The sequence below is a fragment of the Vibrio sp. Vb0304 genome (assembly GCF_033338995.1).
Classification (GTDB): Bacteria; Pseudomonadota; Gammaproteobacteria; order Enterobacterales; family Vibrionaceae; genus Vibrio; species Vibrio alginolyticus.
Genome location: NZ_JAWOTT010000010.1, coordinates 128,442 through 151,240 on the forward strand (window position 1 = coordinate 128,442; position 22,799 = coordinate 151,240).

Below are 22,799 nucleotides of genomic sequence, written 5' to 3' on the forward strand. Positions count from 1 at the left end.
CCTGAACGTAAGCACAATCCTATTTTCGTTATAGCGCTTATTTTTCTTTTTATTTGGACAAATCTCGCCGAGGTTTGTTGGGACTAAATAAGGGTCAAGTGTTTAAATGATTGATGTTTTGAGGGATAATTACGAGCCCGAACATACACCATTAACTCGGAGACCTTTGTGTCAAAATCATCCATGTTCAAGACGACTCTAACAGGCCTTTGCTTGGCTTCGTCAGCGCTTGCGCACGCAAGTCACTATGACCTAAGCCGTCATACAGAGTTTTCTTACACACCTGATTGCTTGTCAGGTTACTGCGAAACGACGACTCTGTACACCTTCGAGGCTCAAAATCGCGGTGTTATGTATGAACAGAATAATGATGATTCACTAAACCTTGACGCAGGGCTTCAGCCTAAACATCTCATCATCCCTCAAGATAAAGACTGGGATTACCTGATGGGTCAAACCTACACCATTCTAGGTCTCAGTATCGCGACCGTAGGCATGATGACTTTTCTTCCAGAAAGTATCACCAAATGGGACGAAGAAGACCGAGACATGAGTAAGTTGGGGCAAAAGTGGAAAGATAATGTCTCTGACGGCCCCGTTTGGGATCGCGATGAACATGTCCTCAACTACATCATGCACCCATATTTTGGCGGCGTTTACTACACGGCAGCACGTCACGCTGGCTATAATGAATTTCAGTCGTTTTTGTACTCCGCAACTATGTCGACGTTCTTTTGGGAGTATGGCGTGGAGGCGTTCGCAGAAGTACCATCTTGGCAGGATATTTTTATCACACCATTCTTTGGTGCTGTTGTTGGTGAAATGATGTTAACGGCTGAGCAAGACATTATTGCAAACGGCGGCGAAGTTATGGGCTCTGAAACCGCAGGTGATGTTTCGCTCTTCTTCTTAAACCCTGTTGGACATGTTCATTATTGGGTAACTGATGCATGGGGCGGTAGTGCAGAACTACAATTCAATTCATCACCTTGGTTTGGAAACCAAGATGTTGCAAAATTCGCCATGGACGCAGGCGCAAACTATGACAGTCAATTTTATGGTGTCGAGTTAAAAGTAACCTTCTAATCCTAAGTTGATACTCGGTAAAAAGCAGCCTTACGATGGCTGCTTTTTTTGTGCTCTAAACATTGTTTTAATTATTTGCATCACGAATTAGTGTTAAAAATTGACTTTCATCAAACCTTACCCGCCCTTAGCACCTACACTAAATAAAAGGATTTATTCCAATAACTTAAGTAGCACGTTTATTCGTACTGCGTCCAAACCTTGATTCCAGGAGGGGACATTATGAACACCGTATTTATTGTTAATTTTGTCGGACAAGCGTCACCCGCCACGATTAAAGAGCTCGCTGCAATCACACACGAAAACGGCGGGAAATGGCTGATCAGCAAAGTAAACTTTATCGAAGACCAAGTTGCAGGTGTCATCAAAGTAGAGCTTCCAAGAGAAAATGTCGACATCGTTAAACAAGCGTTCTCTTCTTGTCAGACTCTTGTTGTTAGGTTCGTCGACTCTGAGCCTCACTCATATCGTGAAGACACTATCTTCCAACTTCGTTTAGATGCCAACGATAGAGCGGGTATTGTGAATGAAATTACTCACGTTCTCGATAATCAAGGTATCTCAATTTTAGATATGGATTGTCAGCGTGTATTCATTGCTGGAGGCGGAGGGGTAAGCTCTAGCTTATTCAGCGCTAAAATGGCGATAAAACTACCTAGCGAGCTAGAAATTGAAGACATAGCCAATGAGTTAGAATCTCTGAGTGAAGACACTCGTGTAATTGTAGAAAGCTAACTGCATACCTTTAACGCTTCCCCAATAAAAAGAGCAGCAATTCAGCTGCTCTTTGTCGTTCTAATACTCAATACGTTTTATTTCACTGACCACTGAGACAGTGAACGTTTGAAATCAGAGTAGTCAAATTCATTCAGTTTTTGAATGTCACCATTCGAGCGTTCACAGTAGACCGACGGCATACGTAGACCGTTAAACCAGTTCAGTTTCACCATGGTGTAACCGGCACTATCTAGAATATGCAGACGCTGTCCTATCTCTAGAGGCTGTTCGAAGTTCGCCACGCAGAACTGGTCACCAGCCAAACAAGAGCACGAGCCGATCACATACTCATGTTCACCATTTTCAGATGCTTCAAGAATTGACGCTGGCTCATTGTAGATCAACGTATCTAAGCGGTGAGCTTCTGTGGCTGAATCGACAATCGCCGTCTTCTTTACGTTCTCTACAATATCAACCACTGTTACAACGAGATCAGTTGTCTTAGTAATTATCGCTTCACCCGGCTCTAAATACATTTGTACGCCGTGTTTCTCTGAGAACGCTTTAAGTGCTAACCCTAACTTCTCGATATCGTACCCCGGCCATGTGAAGAACACGCCGCCGCCCATGCTTACCCAGTCCAGCTTATCTAGGTACTCGCCAAACTGATCTGAAATAGCATCGAGTAAGCCGATAAACGCATCCACGTCTTTGTTCTCACAGTTCATGTGGAACATTACGCCATCAATACCATCAAAAATTTCCGGTTTGATGTGATCAGCCTGAACACCAAGACGAGAGAATTGACGCGCTGGGTTTGCTAAGTCTTGCCCTGCATAGCTCACACCTGGGTTTAGGCGCAAGCCAATCGATGCTTTGCCTTCGACAATATGACGATAAGCCGCTAGCTGTGACTGAGAGTTAAAGATCATCTTGTCACAGATGTCCGCCACATCGCGAACGTCATCTTCGCTGTAACCCACACTGTATGCGTGTGTCTCACCACCGAACGTTTCGTAGCCAAGCTTCACTTCAAACGGTCCAGAACTTGTTGTTCCGTCTAGGTAAGGCTTGATGATGTCGAATACACCCCATGTTGAGAAGCACTTCAGTGCTAATACAAGCTTCACACCAGAGATGTCTTTTAGCTGTTTTGCTTTCTCTAGGTTCTCAATCAGCTTGTCTTCATTGATCATGAAGTATGGCGTTTTTAGTTCGTTTTGTTGCATTTTGATACCTTACGTCCCTTCGCCTTAGCAAAGGCACTATAAAATCGAACAAAGCCGACGCAAGTGCATCGGCTTAAACGTACAAATAAGAGTCGCTAAATTCTTACTTCAATTTATGGATAACAGGTTGTCCTGGCTCCAGTTCTTGAACATGCCAATCTAGACCAATAGATGGCATGGTTTCTAGGAATGGGTCTGGATCTAGTTGTTCCATGTTGAACACGCCTTTGTCTGCCCACTTGCCACGGAAGAACTGCAAAGCCGCAGTGATCGCTGGTACGCCAGTGGTGTATGAGATAGCTTGGTGTTCAACATCTTCGTATGCGACTTCGTGATCAGCGTTGTTGTAAATAAATACACTGCGCTCTTTACCATCTTTCTTACCTTGAACCCAAGTACCGATACACGTTAGGCCAGTGTAGCCTGGTGCGAGTGATGTTGGATCTGGTAGTAGTGCTTTTAGCACGTGCAAAGGTTGAACAACCGTACCGTCGTGAAGCGTTAGTGGATCTGGGCTGAGTAGACCGATGTCGCGCATCACATTGAAGTAGTTTAGGTAACGGTCACCAAAGCCCATCCAGAATTCGATGCGTTTCGCCGGGATGAACTCTTGCATAGATCGAACTTCGTCGTGCGCCATTGAGTACACTTTGTGTGAACCACAATTCGGGAATTCAAACTCAAGCATACGTGAGTGACAAGGTACTTGTTTCCACTCGCCGTTTTCCCAGTAGAACGAATCGCCTTGAATCTCAAGCATGTTCGTTTCTGGATCAAAGTTAGTTGCGAACTTCTTACCGTGGTCGCCTGCGTTTACATCCATTACGTCGATAGTATCGATTTCATCGAACAGATGCTTCACTGCGTATGCGGCAAACACCGATACTACGCCCGGATCGAAACCAGCACCAAGAATACCTGTAATGCCGGCTTCTTCAAACTTCTCACGGTAACCCCACTGCCAATCGTAAGCTTGAGGTACTTGTTGGCCTTCAGAGCACAAATCAACCGCAACAGATGTATCAAGGTATGACACTTTAGCTTGGTAACATGCTTCCATAATAGACATGTTCACCCAAGGAGGACCTGCGTTGATCACTAAGTCAGGTTGTACTTCTTTAATTAAAGCAACTAAAGAATCTACGTCGTCCGCGTTTACCGCTCGCGCTTCTAATTTCTTAGTTGAATCTTTCAGATTGTTTTTCTTCTGAATCGATTCGATGATTTTCTCACACTTACCTACGGTACGTGATGCGATTGTGATATCACCCAGAACGTCGTTGTTTTGTGCTGCTTTATGTGCAACTACCCAGCCAACGCCGCCTGCACCAATCTGTAGAATTGCCATAGTTTTCCGTTACCTTTGTTAAACTAGCTCTGCCGCTAGCGTATTGATTTTTGAGAGCAAAGATTCAAAGTCCGCCGTCGTCAGACACGGGTTCAAAATCGTAAATTTCAATGCAGTTTTATCGTCGACAATGGTTTCACCCAATACCGCGATACCGCGTGTTAACGCTTCTAAGCGCAACGTTTTGTTCAGTTCATCCAGATCCGCTGATTCATGTGTCGCGCGGAACAGAACCGTAGATAGTGATGGTTCAGCCAACAACTCAAAGTGTTTGTTATCTCGAATCATGTCCGCCACTTCAAGCGTCTGTTCAAGCAAATGATCATACATATCGCCTAGGGCTTTTGGCCCTACGCTTTGCATCGTCATAAACACTTTGAGCGCATCAAAGCGCTTAGTTGTCGCAATAGACTTATCCACCAAGTTCGGTAGTTCGTCGTGTTCGCGGTTCAAATAGTCTGCATGGTGAAGCAGGAATTTAAAGTTAGACTTGTCATTTACCAATAGCGCACCACAACTGATGGTTTGGTAAAACAGCTTATGGAAGTCTACGCTGATGGAATGTGCACGCTCACAACCTTTCAGACGCGCTTTTTGGCTACTTAGAATCAGAGCTCCACCGTATGCACCGTCGACATGCATCCACATGTCATGTTTCGCTGCCATATCGGCGATAAAGTCTAAGTCATCAATAGCACCGTGGTCCGTTGTGCCCGCTGTGCCAACAATGGCAAATGGGATCAAACCTTCTGCTTTGGCCTGATTGAGAACTTCGTCTAATTTAGTGACATCCATCGTTCCATCGGCATTAGCATCGACAGTCATGACCGCTTTTTCACCCAACCCCATCCAAGACGCTGATTTTTGAACCGTGAAGTGGGATTTTTTCGAACATACAATACGTAGCTTGTCTGCGTATTCAGGAAGGCCAAGCTTTTGAATTGAGTGTGCACTGAGTTTGTCAGCAATCCAGTCACGCGCTAACATCAAGCCCATTTGGTTACTTTGCGTGCCGCCGCTCGTGAAGATACCGTCCGCTTTTTCACCTAACTCATATTTATCACATAGCCAGTTCACAACTTTCTGTTCAACATAAGTCGCTGATGAAGCTTGATCCCATGAGTCCATAGACTGGTTCAAAGCCGCAATCATTGCCTCTGCCGCAATCGCTGGCATCAAAGGTGGAGTATGCAGGTGAGCAATACAATCTGGATGTTGAGTAAAAATTGCGTTTTTCGCGACCAGCTCAGCAGCATCGTCGATAACGGTTTTAAGAGGCGCATTTCCATTATCAAGATCAACGTCGTGAATCGCTGCTTCCAATGCTTTTGAATCCATACCTGAATACGGTGCAGTCACTTGTTCAAACACTGACTTCATTGCCGTAGTAGTGTGATTCATCACCGAAGCAAATTCATTGCTGCCCATCTCTCCAGTGTGGATGAAATGCTTCTTCCATTCATCTTGTGGCTGAGTTTCGATGTGACTACCGCCAGCGGCTAAAATCGCGTCTTCAAATACACGTAAAGCAAAGTCGATTTGCTCAAACGAGATGATAAGAGGAGGAAGGAAACGAATTACTGCGCCTTCGCGTCCACCTTTCTCAACGATCAAGCCACGCTCGAGTGCTGCGCGTTGAATAGAAAGTGTGAGTTCACTATCCGCTTGAGGTTCACCAAATTTATTGAGCTCACCGTTTGGAGTTTTAATCTCCACGCCTAGCATCAAACCTTTGCCACGAACCTCTGCGATACAGTTCACACGCTTTTGAATACTTTCAAGGCCGTAGCGCAAGTACTGACCCGCAATATTGGCATGCTCAACAAGATTATCACGCTGGATAATTTCTAATGCTTTCGCACCAGAGACCATGGCTAGCTGGTTACCACGAAATGTACCTGTGTGCTCACCCGGCTTCCATGTATCATGTTGCTTGTTGATAACCAATAGCGACATTGGTAAACCACCACCAATTGCTTTTGATAAACACAGAATATCTGGAACAATGCCCGACTCTTCGAACGCGAAATTGTAGCCAGTTTTACCAACACCACACTGGATCTCATCGAAGATCAGTAAGATACCGTGTTCATCACAAATACGACGTAACTCTCGTAGCCAGAATGCTGGCGCAGGAACAACACCACCCTCACCTTGCACTGGCTCCACGATAATCGCGGCAGGCTTCATAATGCCTGACTCATCATCGTTTAAAAGACGATCGATATAACGAATACTTGCTTTCGCACCTTCATCACCGCCAAGCCCAAAAGGACAACGCAGGTTGTATGGGAAAGGCATAAAGTGCACATCCGACATCAAACCAGTTCGACGAGCTTTCGTGCCTAAGTTACCCATCATCCCCATCGTACCATTAGTCATACCATGGTATGCGCCACGGAAGGCAAACATAGTGTTGCGACCGGTAGTCTGTTTCGCGAGCTTGATAGCAGCTTCAACCGCATCAGCTCCAGACGGGCCACAAAATTGGATAACGCTGTTCTCGCTTAACTCTTGAGGAAGAAAAGACTTAACAGATTGAATAAACGTCGTTTTTACTGATGTTGCAATATCTAGCGTCTGATATGGCAGTCCTGAATCTAATTGCTCTTTCAGAGCTTGGTTTATTTCAGGATGGTTATACCCCAAAGCTAGAGTGCCTGCCCCAGCAAGGCAGTCTAGAAAGATCTGTCCACGCGTATCTTCAACCAAGCACCCAAAGGCTTGTTTAATTGCGATCGGCAAACGACGTGGATAAGAACGTACTTCAGATTCATGCTCAGCCTGATCAATCAATACTTGATCTGGCGTTAAGTCATACGTTCCCTCAACGATAGGAACCTGAGACGAAAAAATGTTTGCGATATTGCTATCGACTTCAAAGGCAGTGCTCATACTACATAATCCCTTGAATTATAATAATTCTGTATCCTGTATTAATAATCATTAGAATGAAATTACAGGAGGTGTGAATACCCCTCCGCATTTGTCAGTGCATAAATGACAAATACAGATCATCCGCCACGATACTCGCGACTTCATATGTAAAAGGGATTAATCAAGGTTCTGTAATGCACCCGTTTTGTAAAACAGGACATTTCGGCAGTATGAAGCTGATTAGTGTGTGTTTATTCAAAGGTTTCAATGTTGGGTTTCCCATTAATATGCCGCGTTTACAGCATTAGTATCCCGTCTATCGACAAAAGGCTTTGCCGATACCTACCCTACGCAGTGTCACAATCAGCTTGAATGGTCACTACGCGTATCCCCCAGAGATCAAACGTTGTTAATTACGCTCCGAGATTGCGCGCGAATTTATCACAAAATAAAATCTTCTGGCAACGATTTTTCATATTAGTAACAGTGATGTAAATCACAACAAAACATACCCCATCGTAACTCGCATGTTCATATTCATGAGCTATGCTTTTCTCCTTCTCTCAAACAGCTGTTATTTAAACAAATATTCTTGAGATATCATCACCTCATCCAACAGAGGTTTAAGGTTGTGCTACTTAATCGTAAAACATTCCTTTCTATATCCGGAACATTTAAAAAGATAGCATTCTCGTCACAGCTTTGCCTGGAGCAAGAGTGGTTATTCTCCACAAGTGATGGTTTAAACATAGACTAGTAGGAATGGCTAAGATGCTTTGCAATGGCAGAATGAACAATCACTTGAGTCAATGAGACAAAGGGTTCGTTACTTAACGAAGTCTGTGACAGAAAAGAAGTTTGAGATTTTCAAAAAATACGAAAAAGGCCTAACATTTTCATGTTAGGCCTTAAATCTGGAGCGACACACGAGGTTCGAACTCGTGACCTCAACCTTGGCAAGGTTGCGCTCTACCAACTGAGCTAGTGTCGCATTTAATATGAGATGGTGCCCCGGGCCGGACTTGAACCGGCACAACGCGAACGTCGAGGGATTTTAAATCCCTTGTGTCTACCAATTCCACCACCAGGGCACACAAATATTCTTTGTGATGCCTTTACAGAAAAGTAAAACACCATCTGATACCGCTAATGCCATATCAATAAAACTTGGAGCGACACACGAGGTTCGAACTCGTGACCTCAACCTTGGCAAGGTTGCGCTCTACCAACTGAGCTAGTGTCGCATTTATTCTCGAAAGCCATTCGCTCTCAAAAGAATAATGGAGGCGCCTCCCGGAGTCGAACCGAGGTCCACGGATTTGCAATCCGCTGCATAGCCACTCTGCCAAGGCGCCTCATTTGTGAATAAAGCTAAGCTTTCTCACAACCCTTTTGAGCCGTGCTCTCTTGGGTACGGGATGCATTCTACGGATTCGAGCGATCGAGTCAACACTATTTTTATTTTTTTAAATCGTTTGACTAGAATTTGTGCGAAAGACGATGAATTGCTTAGTTTTAATACTAAAAATCGCTTAAATACACTTGTTTATCATAAAACTTTGGCTACGCCTTACACTGCTGGCCGTGCGTTGCGTGCATTGAAGTATTAATAATCAGAAGACTCGCCTCTCTAAGACTCTCCAAGGACAAAAACAAGACTTAGATCACAAATAGAACTCTATCGAAGCAAAAGCCCCAGATACAAATTGCAAACATGGCCGTTAGCAAGCATTGAAAAGCGAGAGAAGCCAAAAAATGCTGTAGATTGTCTTAGATACAAAAAAGCAGGCTATTAAGCCTGCTTTCTAACATCAGAATTTAATGGTGCTCTTCATTCAACAGATCGTCTTTCGCAGCAGCCAAATATTGAATCATTGACCAATATGTCAAGAAAGTTGCCACATACAAGGCCGCAAAGCCTAGCCAAACCATCCATTCATCGTAACGCCATATCAACACCCATAAGGCGAACATTTGCGAAACAGTTTTTACTTTGCCAACCCAAGATACCGCAACACTCGCTCGCTTACCGATTTCAGCCATCCATTCTCGCAATGCTGAGATAATGATTTCTCGCGCAATCATCGTTACCGCAGGAATGGTCACCCAAATTGAATGATAATGTTCCGTGATTAGAATCAATGCCGTTGCCACTAGCACTTTATCAGCGACAGGATCAATAAACGCGCCAAAACGAGAAGTTTGGCCAAGTTTACGGGCCAACATGCCGTCAAGCCAGTCAGTAAAACCCGCTACCCAAAACACCATTGCTGCTGCAAACGGTGCCCATGAATAAGGTAGATAAAAGACAACCACAAAAACAGGGATTAGGAACAGTCTAAGAAGAGACAGAATGTTCGGGATATTCAAACGCATTTTATTATTCTCTTACACATTGCGGCTTAATGTTGCGCGATTTTCCTTATTGTTTCAATGCTTGGAAAATAATTTCTGCTAAAGAGTGACTTATTCCCGGTACTTTGGCGATTTCTTCGACACTTGCACGTTTAAGTTCTTGTAACCCACCCATGTACTTGAGTAACGCCTGACGTCGTTTAGGGCCGATTCCCTCAATCCCTTCGAGTGCACTCGTACGTCTGGTTTTACCTCGCTTAGCACGGTGCCCCGCTATAGCATGGTTATGGCTTTCATCACGAATATGTTGAATAAGATGCAGCGCAGGAGCATCGCTTGGTAAATGAAACTCGTCCCCATCGACTGTAATCAGCGTTTCTAAACCTGGTTTGCGAGTAACGCCTTTTGCAATACCAATCATGATGGGACGCTTTGGCCAATCCCCCCAATATTGCGAAATGATGTCATGCGCACGATTTAACTGACCTTTACCGCCATCGATAAAGATGATGTCGGGAATTTTCTCTACGTCCAATTGCTTCGAATAACGGCGCTCCAACGCTTGTCCCATTGCTGCGTAATCATCACCACCGGTAATCCCAGTAATGTTGTAGCGACGATACTCTTGCTTTACGGGGCCTTCGTTGTTGAACACCACACATGACGCAATCGTGCTTTCCCCCATCGTATGGGAGATATCAAAACATTCCATTCGAGCTATAGACTCCAACTTCAATGTTTCGCGAAGCGCATGAAAACGCTGATTAATCGTCATCTTGTGATTGATTTTTGTGGTAATCGCCGTTAGTGCATTCGTGTTCGAAAGCTTGAGATACCTTGCTCGAGAGCCAGTTGGCGACGTATGAAAATGAACCTTACGCCCTGCCACTTCACTTAACGCTTTCTGTATTGGCGCAATATCTTCTGCCAACTCTTGATTCAAAATAATACGAGAAGGAATTGTACGTGCTTCGTTATGGCTCAAATAGTATTGAGTCAGAAAACTATCGAACACTTCCTGCTGGCTTGTATTTTGTGGGATTTTCGGAAAATGGCTACGGCTACCAAGCACTTTGCCTTGGCGTATCATCAGGATATGGATACACGCGATACCATTCTCCTGAGCAAACCCGAGTACATCCATATCATCCATGCTGTCTTCTGAGACGTACTGCTGCTCTTGAACACGCCTAATCGCTTGGATTTGATCGCGAAATTTAGCGGCATCTTCAAAGCGCAATTGCTGACTGGCAACTTCCATTTTCTCGATCAGTTGTTTGAGTACTTGCTGATCTTTGCCTTGCAAAAACATTCGCACAAAGCCAACCAACTCTGCATATTCTTCATCAGAAATGATGGTATTAACGCATGGTCCTGCACAGCGACCAATTTGGTACATCAAACATGGGCGCGTTCGGTTAGAATAGACAGTGTCTTCACACTGGCGCACAGGAAATATCTTTTGCAGCAAATGCAATGTTTCTCTTACTGCACCAGAATCTGGGTAGGGGCCAAAATATTCACCTTTGCGCTTCTTGGCGCCACGGTGGATAGAAAGCCGTGGGTGCTTATGACCGCTAATAAAGATATAAGGGTAAGACTTATCATCTCGCAGCAACACATTGTATTTCGGCAAATACTGCTTGATGTAGTTATGCTCTAAGATCAGCGCTTCTGTCTCAGTGTGAGTCACCGTGACGTCTATTTTGGCGATATTACTGACAAGCGCGCGAGTTTTCTCACTGTCTACTTTTTTTCGAAAGTAGCTTGAAAGGCGCTTTTTAAGGTCTTTGGCTTTACCTACGTAGATTACAACAGCTTCGGCGTTGTACATTCTGTAAACGCCGGGCTGATGAGTTACTGTCTTGAGAAAGGAAGCCGAATCGAAAGGAGGATTCACGCTAAAGGGTCTCGGTGTCCAGCATTCCGTGGCGAATCGCTAAGTGAGTTAACTCAACGTCACCATTAATGTCCAATTTACTAAAGAGTCGGTAGCGATAGCTGTTGACTGTCTTTGGACTTAAATTAAGTTGCTCAGAAATATCCGTTACCTTTTGGCCTTTGGTGATCATAAGCATGATCTGCAATTCACGCTCGGATAAGTCTTTAAAAGGGTTCTCAGAGGCTGGAGAAAATTGACTCAATGCCATCTGCTGCGCAATCTCTGGCGAGATGTAACGCTGCCCACTATTAACTACACGAATCGCATTCACCATTTCGTCAGGGCCAGCACCTTTGGTTAAATAACCAGACGCACCTGCCTGCATCACCTTGGTTGGAAACGGGTTTTCTGTATGAACGGTAAGTACGATGATTTTCACATCAGGATTCACGCGAAGAATTTTTTTAGTGGCTTCCAAGCCGCCAATTCCTGGCATGTTCATGTCCATTAAAACGACGTCAGCATGATTACTGCGACACCATTTTACTGCATCTTCACCGCTGTCAGCTTCTCCTGCTACGTTCATTCCACGGACGTCTTCAATAATACGTCGTATCCCTGTGCGAACCAGCTCGTGATCATCTACAAGGAAAACATTTATCAAACTTGTATCTCCACACTTTGTATTGGTTCTGCACCCACATAACCATTATTTGTTAAATGTGGATATCAGTATGACTGCCTATATACTAACGTAATCGACAAAAAATTGCTTTCTATGAATATGTGCTGAAACGCAAACTTTAGCAAGAACTTATTCATAAACCACTCTATTATTTTAGAGCGTGATGAGCAGAACCGAAATCTAAGAAAAGACAATTAACAACATTAAGTACAATAAATCAAGTAACTAGGTTTCATATTGCCCAGAGAAACACGCTATAACTTAAAATGACACTGTCCCTCTTGCACCAAAGACTAACTTGTAATCACTAATTCCAGCAAAAATTTGAGACGCTTTCTTTACTGGTTATTTTTACAGTTCTTAGTGTTAAACTAACGTTCTTCAAGTTTTCTAAGGTTTCTCACATTTGAATATCCAACAAGGCTTTCTGCTTACTCGACAGGCACGAGACATCAAAGGTCAAACTCAAATCGAGTTGTGGCTTTCGACAGAAGCAGGTCCTACTCAGTTACTTATTAATGGTGAGAAGCCAGTATTTTTCATCGCTCAGAAACACTCAGAGCAAGCAAAGACACTCGCACGAGAAAAAAACATATTCGTCGACATCCGCCTTTTGGATCTCAAAACGTTTGAACATACGCCTCTTGCTGCCTGCTATACCAATGTAACCAGAGACGCTCTCGCACTCAAAGACACATTCGCTCAAAAAGATATCACTACGTATGAAAGTGATATTCGCCTCGCCGATCGCTACCTAATGGAGCGTTTTATCAAAGGCAGTATCGAGTTTACAGGCAATGTGACTCGCACCAATGGCTACCAACGCGTCCAGAGCGCAAAATGCCGTTCGGGGCAATATGAGCCGAAGTTAAACGTTGTCTCGCTAGATCTAGAATGCTCTGAGAAAGGCATTCTTTACTCAATCGGATTAGACAGCGTCATGGATTCCCGCGTTATCATGATCGGAGAACCAGAACCTTCGGAGACACCGATACAATGGGTTAAGGATGAAAAAGCGCTTCTAGAAGCACTCATCGTTTGGTTTAAACAATTCGACCCCGATGTCATTGTCGGTTGGAACGTCATTGATTTTGACTTTCGTCTACTACACAAACGAGCAGAATGGCACAACATGAAGCTAATGCTTGGCAGAGCAGACCAAGCCAGCTTTTTTAGAAGTTCATCTCAAAGCCAACAAGGGTTTATCTCCATTCCCGGGCGAGTTGTGATGGATGGTATCGATACGTTAAAAACGGCGACTTATCACTTTCGGTCTTGGTCATTAGAGTCTGTATCTCAAGAACTCTTAGGGGAAGGGAAAGAAATCCACAACGTTCATGACCGCATGGATGAGATCAATCGTATGTACCGCTCCGACAAACCATCGCTGGCTAAATATAATTTACAAGACTGCGTGTTAGTGAATAAGATTTTCAATCACACTCACCTGCTCGACTTTGCAATAGAGCGCTCTCGTCTCACTGGTGTCGAACTGGATCGTGTCGGCGGTTCGGTTGCAGCATTCACAAACCTATACATGCCTCAGATACACCGAGCAGGCTACGTTGCTCCGAACCTACACCCTGAAAATTGGATTGCCAGCCCCGGCGGTTACGTGATGGACTCCATCCCTAACCTATATGATTCTGTTTTAGTATTGGATTTTAAGAGTCTATATCCATCGATTATTCGCTCTTTCTTGATTGATCCTATGGGTTTAGTTGAGGGGTTATTGCTCGATATTGGAAAAGAAGAAAATCAGGCTGTACCTGGCTTTCGCGGTGGTCAGTTCCATCGTACGAAACACTTTTTACCAGAAATGATTGAAAAGCTTTGGGCAGCACGTGATGTGGCAAAGAAGAACAATGAAAAAGCTTTTTCTCAGGCAATCAAAATCATCATGAACTCCTTTTATGGCGTACTGGGCTCATCGGGATGTCGTTTCTTTGATACTCGGTTAGCTTCTAGTATTACCATGCGCGGACATGAAATCATGAAGCAAACTAAGGTGCTGATTGAGGAGCAAGGATATCAAGTGATTTACGGCGATACGGATTCCACATTCGTGTCGTTGAATCGACCATACAGTCAAGTAGAAGCTGACGCTGTTGGAAATCAATTAGTTGATTACATCAACTCTTGGTGGAAAGAACACCTGCGTTCTGAGTACAACCTAACATCTATGTTGGAAATCGAGTATGAAACCCATTATCGCAGATTCCTTATGCCAACGATTCGTGGCGCAGAAACTGGCTCGAAAAAGCGCTATGCGGGTTTAATCGGTGAAGGAGAGCAAGAACGGATTGTATTTAAAGGGTTAGAAAGTGCCCGTACTGACTGGACCTCGTTAGCACAGAAATTTCAAAATACACTCTATAGCATGATTTTCCATGGTGAAGATCCAAGCGACTATGTCCGAGAGATGGTTGAGAAAACTAACAACGGTGAATTTGATGAACAGTTGGTGTATCAAAAGCGACTGCGAAGAAAACTGCATGAGTATCAGAAGAACGTCCCGCCACAAGTGCGTGCAGCTCGTTTAGCCGATGAGATAAATGCCAAGCTTGGCCGCCCATTACAGTATCAAAACAAAGGGCGAATTGAATACATTATTACCGTGAACGGCCCTGAACCTTATGAGTACCTCAATAGCCCGATTGATTATCAACATTACATTGATAAACAACTCAAACCCGTTGCGGATGCGATTCTCCCTTTCATTGGGACGGACTTTGACAGGCTTTCAGCGCCACAAATGGGGTTGTTTTAGCCGATACGAAACTCTGTTTTCTGGTACTGTTTGACTAACCAATCACCAAACGCATCAATTAGCCCGATAACAGAACGCTTGGGAATCCCCCGGCCAGAAAGTAAAATTTCTAGCCGCTCGATCTCAAGCTGCTTTTCAGGATGATAAGTTAAGAATACCTTGCCACACTCTAAGGGGTCATCAAACCAACGTTTATCTCGATACATCACCAAAGAGTATGACGCTCTTAGTAACTTTTTAGCAATCACTCGCTGGGCGGCCACCTGCTCTTCTATCGTCTTCGCTTGTACGATTTTTTTGCGATACACCGTAATCCAATCTGCCACATCCATATTCCAGTGCTTAGCAATTTCCCAACTTGGGACGTAATCACCAAAACAGTCTGCTAGATCATCACCATAAATACAGACACAGCAATGCTTAAGCATAAAGCCCCAAGTGAAAATACTGTCTAAATTAGCTACTTCACTCACTAAGGCTGTACGGACCGATACACCATTAACGTGAGGGTAACTCTGCTGCGCACGCCACTTAATTGTGTTGAGCAAAGTCGCGCGATTGTGCTCAAAGGATGATTGAGTAACGACAACCAGGTCTAAGTTCGACTTCCCTGCGATCGCTGTTTTACGAGCAACACTACCGTATACATAAACGCTGTGTAAGTTTTGCCCCAGTCCACCTTTGAGACAAGCGGTGACTTCCCTAATTAAAGGCGCAAACTCTGGTTGAAATGGTTGTTTAGGATCGATAACAGGCAGAGACATGACTTAAAACGTGTTCTCAGATGGTTCAAGAAGTTGGGCTATATGTTCTCTTAGCCGACTCACTGAATCAAGTCCATTCAGGTGTTTAGTCATGGGAGTAACAACAAATTTCTGCAATGAATTTTAATGCTAGGCGGCTAACTTAGCGCTATAATCACCGAGTTTTGCTTAATAAGTATGAATAGGAATATACAATGCCAAAGGCAAGTGAAATCAAAAAAGGCTTCGCAATCGAGTCTAATGGTAAAACTCTTCTAGTTAAAGACATCGAAGTAACGACTCCAGGCGGTCGTGGCGGCGCTAAAATCTACAAAATGCGTTGTACAGATCTAAACACGGGCGCACGTGTAGATGAGCGTTACAAGTCTGATGACGTTGTTGAAACGGTAGAAATGAACAAACGTGCAGTTGTGTACTCATACGCTGACGGCGATGAGCACATCTTCATGGATAACGAAGACTACTCACAATACACATTCAAGCACAATGAAGTTGAAGACGACATGCTGTTCATCAACGAAGATACACAAGGTATCCACATTATCCTTGTTAACGGTGCTGCAGTGGGTATTGAACTACCATCTTCTGTTGAGCTAGTGATTGAAGAAACTGACCCTTCAATCAAAGGTGCTTCTGCATCTGCTCGCACTAAGCCAGCACGCTTCGCTTCAGGTCTTGTCATCCAGGTTCCTGAGTACATTGCAACTGGTGACCGTGTTATCATTAACACAGCTGAACGTAAATACATGAGCCGAGCATAAGCATGTCTGATTTGATTTCTTACGACGACGTCATCGACGCAGCGTACGACATTTTCCTTGAGATGGCTCCAGATAACCTAGAGCCTGCTGACGTGATTCTGTTTACTGCGCAATTTGAAGATCGTGGTGCCGCAGAACTTGTTGAAACCGGTGATGACTGGGTTGAACATGTTGGCTTCGAGATCGACAAAGAAGTATATGCAGAGGTTCGTATCGGCCTAGTAAATGAGGAAAATGACGTTCTTGATGACGTATTTGCTCGTATGCTAATCAGCCGAGACCCTGAACATAAGTTCTGCCATATGCTTTGGAAACGCGATTAACGTTTCTTCATCATGAACAAAAATACCAGCCTAGTGCTGGTATTTTTTTATCTGTTGTTTTTGTTTAGCTGAGATATTTGTTTATCCAAAGCACCCTGCTCTATATCGGCTTTAGATCCTTTTGTTATGTAACAGATAAGAAAAAGGCTTGCCGAATTGGCAAGCCTTTCTGATGTTTTGCTATCGATTAACGATGCTTGTTGCGTGCGCCTTGGTCACCAGCAGTCTTCTTCGGCTTACGACGAGAAGGGTTGTTGCTGCGACCTTTTGGCGTGTTAACACGCTCTTCATGGCGCTTAACTGCGCGACGAATTTTTTGGCTGCGTGCACGCTCACGTTTGCGTGACGTGTTGTCTTTGTTCAGATCAAGCATGGTTTCTTTCTCTGGACGAAGCTCTACAAGCTCACGCAAGTAGTTTACTTCTTTCAGGTCAAGCTCCATCCAACCGCCACGAGGCAGTTTCTTGTCTAAGAAGATGTCGCCGTAACGAACACGTTTCAGACGGCTAACGGTACACTCTTGCGATTCCCATAGTCGACGAACTTCGCGGTTACGACCTTCGTTGATAACAACGTAAAACGTGTGGTTCATGCCTTCACCACCCGCGTAAACAACATCTTCAAAGCGAGCTAAACCGTCTTCCAGTTCAACACCTTTTACTAGATTACGAACTTTCTGTTCAGTTACTTCACCGAACACACGTACTAGGTATTCACGTTCAACTTGGCGGCTTGGGTGCATTAAGCGGTTCGCCAGTTCACCATCCGTTGTGAAAAGTAGAAGACCAGAAGTGTTCGCATCCAGACGACCAACTGAAATCCAACGAGAGCCACGAATTTTTGGCAGACGATCAAAAACAGTACGACGACCTTCTGGATCGTGACGAGTACACAGTTCACCCTCAGGTTTGTAGTACGCAAGTACACGACAAATCACTTCTTCTTGAATCTTTGCAGAGACAATGTGACCATCGATACGAACTACGCTGCTCTCGTCTTCAAGTCTTTCACCAAGCTTAGCGACTACACCGTTCACGCTAACGCGACCAGATTTAATTAACGATTCAATCTCACGACGAGAACCGTGACCAGCACGTGCTAATACTTTTTGTAACTTTTCGCTCATTTATCTACCTATGTGTCGTCTTCACAGACGTCTAGACCAGGATTGGTCTGCATTTTGCTATTTACCCATTTCAGTGGGATTTTTCGGTCGGACATTATACGTAACTTTCTTAGTTAATGTAAGCTAAATCGGCGCCATTCTCCACACCAAAATTCACATCAAAAATGACCGAAATATTTGTCCTATTCTGCAACTTTTTTACTACTTAAAGCAGGCATTGCTCAACGAGAATCCCACTAATATCGGTCTTCCTGAACCACTTTAACCACGCGGTACCTGATAAAATTGTCAGGGTTACAACAATAACCACTTGGGGTGTGTTTACTGTTCGTATTGCTAGAAAGCAACGAAGAATAAGCCGTCCCTGTTTGCTGCTAAGTAATACCAATCACCGCAGACAATGAGCGCTCATAGCAAAGCACGGTCGTGGGTAACAAGACAAAAATTGTCTTTAAGTCATTAGTTCACATCAAAAATAACACTAATGCTATCGTGTACTCTGACTCTCTAGGTTCGCTCTGCACTCTCGGCGATTGGCATAAATCAGACAAAAAGGAATAGAACAATGTCTATGCTAAATCTCGACCTAAATTGGATTTTTGGGACATCTCAAGATGACGATATGACAGGCACAAAAGGCTCTGAAACAACCGATATTTTCTTCGGCTTCTGTGGTGATGATAAGTTTGTAGGATACGGAGGTAATGATATTGTCTTCGGTGGCTGGGGAGATGATACCTTGCTTGGTGGCCGAGGTAACGACTTTGTTTCTGGCGGCTTTGGAAACGATTTCCTATCCGGAGGATTAGGAAACGACAAACTCTTTGGTGGCTGTGGCGACGACACAATTTTTGATTATTCAGGCAACAACTACTTGAGTGGTGGCTGGGGTAACGACACCCTCGTTGTTGGTGATGGTGAATCAGTACTGAGCGGTGGCTGTGGAGACGACACCTTCGTGCTTACAAACCGCCTGGCTATTGGTGTACCTGATCAGCCAGTATCTTCCAACGATATTGATGTCAAAGCCGACATTGTCGATTTTAATATTTTCCATGACAAACTTGTCTTTGATATGGGCCGAGACACTGATAACGATGGCATTCGAGATACGTTCTTGGATTCAGCGGATGATCTGACTTTATCTTACAATGAGTGTGGCTGGGCAGTATTCTCAAGTGATGAATACAATGTTGAAGTGACACTAAACGGTGTGAGCTCTGCATACATCAACTATGCAGAACAAAATGGTATCGACATTTTCGATTTCGCTTAACCTCAATCAGTTAAGTTCAATGAGATATTCGATATGACAACTAAAATAGGAGGCGCGATGCCTCCTATTTTGTTTGACGATGATGTGCGTCTACTATTCGAATGGTGCAGGGTCACCAGATCCCAAACGAACTACAACAGGTTCACCTTCGCTAAAGTCAATTACAGTCGTAGGTTGTTCACCTAGGTAACCGCCATTAAGAATCACATCAACCGCATGTTCTAGTTTATCTCGAATATCCTCTGGATCAGATTCTGTTACGTCACTGCCAGGTAGAATCAACGACGTAGACATCATCGGCTCACCTAATGCTTCCAACAAGTCCAAGGCAATTTGATTGTCTGGAACACGGATACCGATGGTCTTACGTTTTGCATTCATCAAACGACGCGGCACCTCTTTTGTGCCTTTGAAGATGAAGGTGTAAGGACCTGGTGTGTTATTTTTCAGCAGTCGGAATGCAGAGTTATCCACTCGCGCATAGAGAGAAAGCTCCGACAAATCACGACACAGTAAAGTAAAGTTATGCTTATCATCCAGACGACGAATCTGACAGATTCGTTCCAGCGCCTGTTTGTTCTCCAACTGACAGCCAAGTGCGTACCCTGAATCAGTAGGGTAAACCACAACGCCGCCGTTACGAATGATTGCTACTGCTTGATTAATCAAGCGAGCCTGTGGGTTTTCTGGGTGAACGTAAAAAAACTGGCTCATTGTAATTCCTCATTATCGAGCCTCTCGGCTCTATATTTTTATGGGTTCTCGACTTCGTATTACTGAGTATTATTCAACGAAGGATCTATTCCCCAATCTTTCCAAACTGGTTCGACGCCAGCAGGCAACCATAGGTTCCTTCCTAGCTCCATCCACGGTGATGGGTAGTGAAAATCACTGCCTTGAGAGGCTAATAGTTTGTATTGTATAGCATAATCAGCCAAGTTGCGCCTTTCTTGTTGCGCTTGCTGTGGCTGTGCAACTTCCATCGCATCACCACCCGCTTCGACAAACGCTGCTAGAAGACGCTTAATCCACTTCGCTGTCAACTTATATCTACCAGGATGCGCTAATACCGCCATTCCACCAGCCGCATGGATAGCATCAACCGCATCCTTCATCGAACACCAATTCGGTGGTACATAACCTGGGTTATTACGCGTTAGGTATTTTTTAAACACCATTTGCATGGTTTTTGCGTAACCATTATCTACCAACCATTTCGCGAAATGCGCTCTTGTCACTGGAGCATCACCGGCGATTTGCCTTACCTCTTCAAGCACACCTACTCGAGTTGCTTTTTGTAGTCGCTCTGCAATTAACTCAGATCGTGTTATGCGATGCTGCTTCTGCTGTTCTATGAGGGCAGATAATTGTTCATTTTCCGGATCGATATTCAGGCCGACAATATGAATGTCTTTGTTTTGCCAGACGGTCGATATCTCAATGCCATTGATGATTTTTATCGGCAAATTATTATCTTGAACGTATTGCTTAGCTAACGCCAAACCGTCAACCGTATCGTGATCAGTGATCGCCAAAACCTCGATATCAAAACTCAGCGCCCTTTCCACTAAATCTTTAGGCTCTAACCGACCGTCCGATGCAGTGGTGTGACTATGTAAATCAATTCTCATATTTTTATCGTTTTAATGCCGTTTTGGGGTTGACTTTTTACTCTCGCACTAGTTAACTAGTACACAAATACAAAGTACGTAATTTAAGGTTCACCATGTTACAAGAATTTAACCAAAACCAAAAAGCGAAAGTTGCGGTTTGTCTTAATAAGGCAAACTCATCAGATCTTGCTTGGTGGCGCACTTGGACTAGTTCTTGGTGGGCAAACGTATACTTCTAGTTTATAGAACCAAACGTTGTAAAGCCCGCTACTTAAGCGGGCTTTTTTGTTTTGTTGCTCATTTCACATTCAACTGCCTAAACATTAATCGAATATAGCCAACTCTAGATTGGGAGAACGTTTGCTTTATGCGACTATGTACGGCAGGAAGATTTAAACAGCTACAAGGAGGTCTTGTGAACAAGGCCATTGAAATTAAGAAACTTGGACAGCTTGAAGTGCTAACGGCTTCCGTCCCTTATACTCAAGACCCGACTCGCTTGTTCCACACACTATGTGAGAACAAAACTGACAGCCTATTGCTGGAATCTGCTGAGATCGATTCAAAGCAAAATTTAAAATCCCTGCTGATCGTAGATTCAGCGGTTCGCATTGTTTGCTTCGGCCATACCGTTAGCATGCACGCCTTGACCAATAACGGTAAAAACCTACTGTCTCACCTAAACCAGAACATCCGTGGTGACGTTGAGAGCAAGTTCGATGGCGAAACGCTAACTTTGCGGTTTAACCAGCCATGCGACACGTTAGATGAAGACTCTCGCCTACGTGAAGCCTCTTCTTTCGATGCGCTGCGTTTGGTTCAGCATAGTTTTGATATTTCACAGCAAGACAAACACGCAATTTTCCTTGGTGGTCTGTTTGCCTACGACTTAGTCGCAAACTTTGAGCCGCTTGGTAATGCCGAAGCAACAAATCAGTGTCCAGATTACGTTTTCTACGTCGCGGAAACACTACTTGTTGTCGACCATCAAACGGAATCTTGCCAGCTTCAAGCGACGTTGTTTGTTGATGGTTCAGAGAAAACAGCGTTAGAGACTCGTATTGCAGAAATTAGCGCCCAATGTGCAGCGCCAAAACTGTTGCCGAGTGCAGAGCAAATAACAGATGTAACGGTAGAACCTAGCGTGTCTGATGCAGACTTCTGCCAAACCGTTCGCGACTTAAAAGAGTTCGTAGTGAAAGGCGATGTATTCCAAGTTGTACCGTCTCGTAGATTCACTCTACCTTGTCCTTCTCCACTGGCTGCTTATAAAGAACTGAAACAAAGTAACCCAAGCCCTTACATGTTCTACATGCAAGATGAGCTGTTCACTCTGTTTGGCGCATCACCAGAAAGCGCGCTTAAGTATGAAACCGATACCAACCAAATTGAAATCTACCCAATCGCAGGCACTCGTCGCCGCGGTAAGCGCCCTAACGGCGAGATTGATTTCGACCTAGACAGCCGCATCGAACTTGAACTGCGCACCGACATGAAAGAAAACGCAGAACACATGATGTTGGTTGACTTGGCACGTAACGACGTCGCTCGTATTGCTCAAGCTGGTACTCGCCACGTAGCAGACCTTCTAAAAGTCGACCGCTACAGCCACGTAATGCACTTGGTGTCTCGTGTGGTTGGTCAACTGCGTGAAGACCTAGACGCGCTGCACGCATATCAAGCATGTATGAACATGGGTACGCTCACCGGCGCACCTAAGATTCGTGCCATGCAGTTGATTCGCGATGTAGAAGGCGCACGACGCGGTAGCTACGGCGGTGCTGTGGGTTACCTTACTGGCGAAGGTACATTAGATACTTGTATCGTAATCCGCTCAGCGTACGTTGAGAACGGTATTGCCCAAGTTCAAGCCGGTGCTGGCGTGGTGTTCGACTCTGATCCGCAAGCGGAAGCAGACGAAACGCGCGGTAAAGCGCAAGCGGTAATCTCTGCTATCCAAGCAGCGCATAAGTCACAATAAGGAATA

At 44.4% G+C, this 22,799-nt stretch carries 18 protein-coding genes, 4 tRNA genes and 1 other annotated feature; of the genes, 8 read left to right on the forward strand and 14 right to left on the reverse strand.

The window, feature by feature from the left end; all coding sequences use genetic code 11:
* Positions 1–183 precede the first annotated feature (183 nt).
* Positions 184–1,086: a DUF3943 domain-containing protein gene (locus tag R7P35_RS14110; RefSeq protein WP_025767274.1), complete on the forward strand. Its 903-nt coding sequence runs from the start codon at positions 184–186 to the stop codon at positions 1,084–1,086.
* 222 nt (positions 1,087–1,308) lie between these two features.
* Positions 1,309–1,821 carry a glycine cleavage system protein R gene (locus R7P35_RS14115; protein ID WP_017636131.1) on the forward strand — a complete coding sequence of 171 codons (513 nt, stop codon included), beginning with the start codon at positions 1,309–1,311 and terminating at the stop codon, positions 1,819–1,821.
* A gap of 77 nt (positions 1,822–1,898) precedes the next feature.
* On the opposite strand, the gene nspC is transcribed toward R7P35_RS14115, so the two are convergent.
* From nspC to uvrY, 10 genes are all read right to left on the reverse strand, one after another.
* Positions 1,899–3,032: a carboxynorspermidine decarboxylase gene (gene nspC / locus R7P35_RS14120; protein WP_025767273.1), complete on the reverse strand. Its 1,134-nt coding sequence runs from the start codon at positions 3,030–3,032 to the stop codon at positions 1,899–1,901.
* Positions 3,033–3,135: 103 nt separating this feature from the next.
* Positions 3,136–4,380, reverse strand: coding sequence for a carboxynorspermidine synthase (locus R7P35_RS14125; RefSeq protein ID WP_012841628.1), 1,245 nt, complete (start codon positions 4,378–4,380; stop codon positions 3,136–3,138).
* An 18-nt stretch (positions 4,381–4,398) separates the two neighbouring features.
* Entirely contained in the window at positions 4,399–7,275 is a 2,877-nt protein-coding gene (locus tag R7P35_RS14130; RefSeq protein WP_025767272.1) for a pyridoxal phosphate-dependent class III aminotransferase, read from the reverse strand.
* Positions 7,276–8,172: 897 nt separating this feature from the next.
* Positions 8,173–8,248, reverse strand: a tRNA-Gly gene (locus R7P35_RS14135).
* A gap of 13 nt (positions 8,249–8,261) precedes the next feature.
* A tRNA-Leu gene (locus R7P35_RS14140) sits at positions 8,262–8,348 on the reverse strand.
* A 77-nt stretch (positions 8,349–8,425) separates the two neighbouring features.
* Positions 8,426–8,501, reverse strand: a tRNA-Gly gene (locus R7P35_RS14145).
* Positions 8,502–8,538: 37 nt separating this feature from the next.
* Positions 8,539–8,612, reverse strand: a tRNA-Cys gene (locus R7P35_RS14150).
* Positions 8,613–9,075: 463 nt separating this feature from the next.
* Entirely contained in the window at positions 9,076–9,633 is a 558-nt protein-coding gene (pgsA, locus tag R7P35_RS14155; RefSeq protein WP_005394805.1) for a CDP-diacylglycerol--glycerol-3-phosphate 3-phosphatidyltransferase, read from the reverse strand.
* Between the two features lie 46 nt (positions 9,634–9,679).
* Positions 9,680–11,512 carry an excinuclease ABC subunit UvrC gene (gene uvrC / locus R7P35_RS14160; protein ID WP_080773718.1) on the reverse strand — a complete coding sequence of 611 codons (1,833 nt, stop codon included), beginning with the start codon at positions 11,510–11,512 and terminating at the stop codon, positions 9,680–9,682.
* Between the two features lies 1 nt (position 11,513).
* On the reverse strand, positions 11,514–12,158 hold the full coding sequence (gene uvrY, locus R7P35_RS14165; protein WP_005386783.1) for a UvrY/SirA/GacA family response regulator transcription factor: 645 nt from the start codon (positions 12,156–12,158) through the stop codon (positions 11,514–11,516).
* Positions 12,159–12,585: 427 nt separating this feature from the next.
* Between uvrY and R7P35_RS14170 the strand changes: the two genes are divergently transcribed.
* Positions 12,586–14,949, forward strand: coding sequence for a DNA polymerase II (locus tag R7P35_RS14170; RefSeq protein ID WP_158159704.1), 2,364 nt, complete (start codon positions 12,586–12,588; stop codon positions 14,947–14,949).
* Here R7P35_RS14170 and R7P35_RS14175 read toward each other — a convergent pair.
* Complete coding sequence (locus R7P35_RS14175; protein ID WP_158159705.1) at positions 14,946–15,713, reverse strand: nucleotidyltransferase domain-containing protein; 768 nt, start codon at positions 15,711–15,713, stop codon at positions 14,946–14,948. The genes R7P35_RS14170 and R7P35_RS14175 overlap by 4 nt on opposite strands.
* 194 nt (positions 15,714–15,907) lie before the next feature.
* Here R7P35_RS14175 and yeiP point away from each other — a divergent pair, with 194 nt between their 5' ends.
* Both yeiP and R7P35_RS14185 read left to right on the forward strand, forming a co-directional pair.
* Positions 15,908–16,474, forward strand: a complete 567-nt coding sequence (gene yeiP, locus R7P35_RS14180) for an elongation factor P-like protein YeiP (RefSeq protein ID WP_005376801.1) — start codon at positions 15,908–15,910, stop codon at positions 16,472–16,474.
* A 2-nt stretch (positions 16,475–16,476) separates the two neighbouring features.
* Entirely contained in the window at positions 16,477–16,797 is a 321-nt protein-coding gene (locus R7P35_RS14185) for an HI1450 family dsDNA-mimic protein (protein ID WP_005376800.1), read from the forward strand.
* 187 nt (positions 16,798–16,984) lie between these two features.
* Here R7P35_RS14185 and rluB read toward each other — a convergent pair whose 3' ends face one another.
* Positions 16,985–17,923, reverse strand: a complete 939-nt coding sequence (rluB, locus tag R7P35_RS14190) for a 23S rRNA pseudouridine(2605) synthase RluB (protein WP_005376798.1) — start codon at positions 17,921–17,923, stop codon at positions 16,985–16,987.
* 565 nt (positions 17,924–18,488) lie between these two features.
* Here rluB and R7P35_RS14195 point away from each other — a divergent pair.
* Positions 18,489–19,199 carry a calcium-binding protein gene (locus R7P35_RS14195; RefSeq protein ID WP_005376796.1) on the forward strand — a complete coding sequence of 237 codons (711 nt, stop codon included), beginning with the start codon at positions 18,489–18,491 and terminating at the stop codon, positions 19,197–19,199.
* A gap of 93 nt (positions 19,200–19,292) precedes the next feature.
* Here the strand turns inward: R7P35_RS14195 and R7P35_RS14200 are convergent, their stop codons facing one another.
* Together R7P35_RS14200 and rnm are read right to left on the reverse strand one after the other, a co-directional pair.
* Entirely contained in the window at positions 19,293–19,913 is a 621-nt protein-coding gene (locus R7P35_RS14200; protein ID WP_005376791.1) for an L-threonylcarbamoyladenylate synthase, read from the reverse strand.
* Between the two features lie 59 nt (positions 19,914–19,972).
* Positions 19,973–20,830, reverse strand: a complete 858-nt coding sequence (gene rnm / locus R7P35_RS14205) for an RNase RNM (protein WP_005386777.1) — start codon at positions 20,828–20,830, stop codon at positions 19,973–19,975.
* A 95-nt stretch (positions 20,831–20,925) separates the two neighbouring features.
* Between rnm and R7P35_RS14210 the strand changes: the two genes are divergently transcribed.
* Positions 20,926–21,051, forward strand: a complete 126-nt coding sequence (locus R7P35_RS14210) for a trp operon leader peptide (protein WP_005376787.1) — start codon at positions 20,926–20,928, stop codon at positions 21,049–21,051.
* Positions 20,998–21,101, forward strand: a sequence feature (Trp leader region). Its footprint overlaps the gene before it by 54 nt.
* Positions 21,102–21,227: 126 nt before the next feature.
* Positions 21,228–22,793, forward strand: coding sequence for an anthranilate synthase component 1 (locus tag R7P35_RS14215; protein WP_054866145.1), 1,566 nt, complete (start codon positions 21,228–21,230; stop codon positions 22,791–22,793).
* Positions 22,794–22,799: the final 6 nt, after the last annotated feature.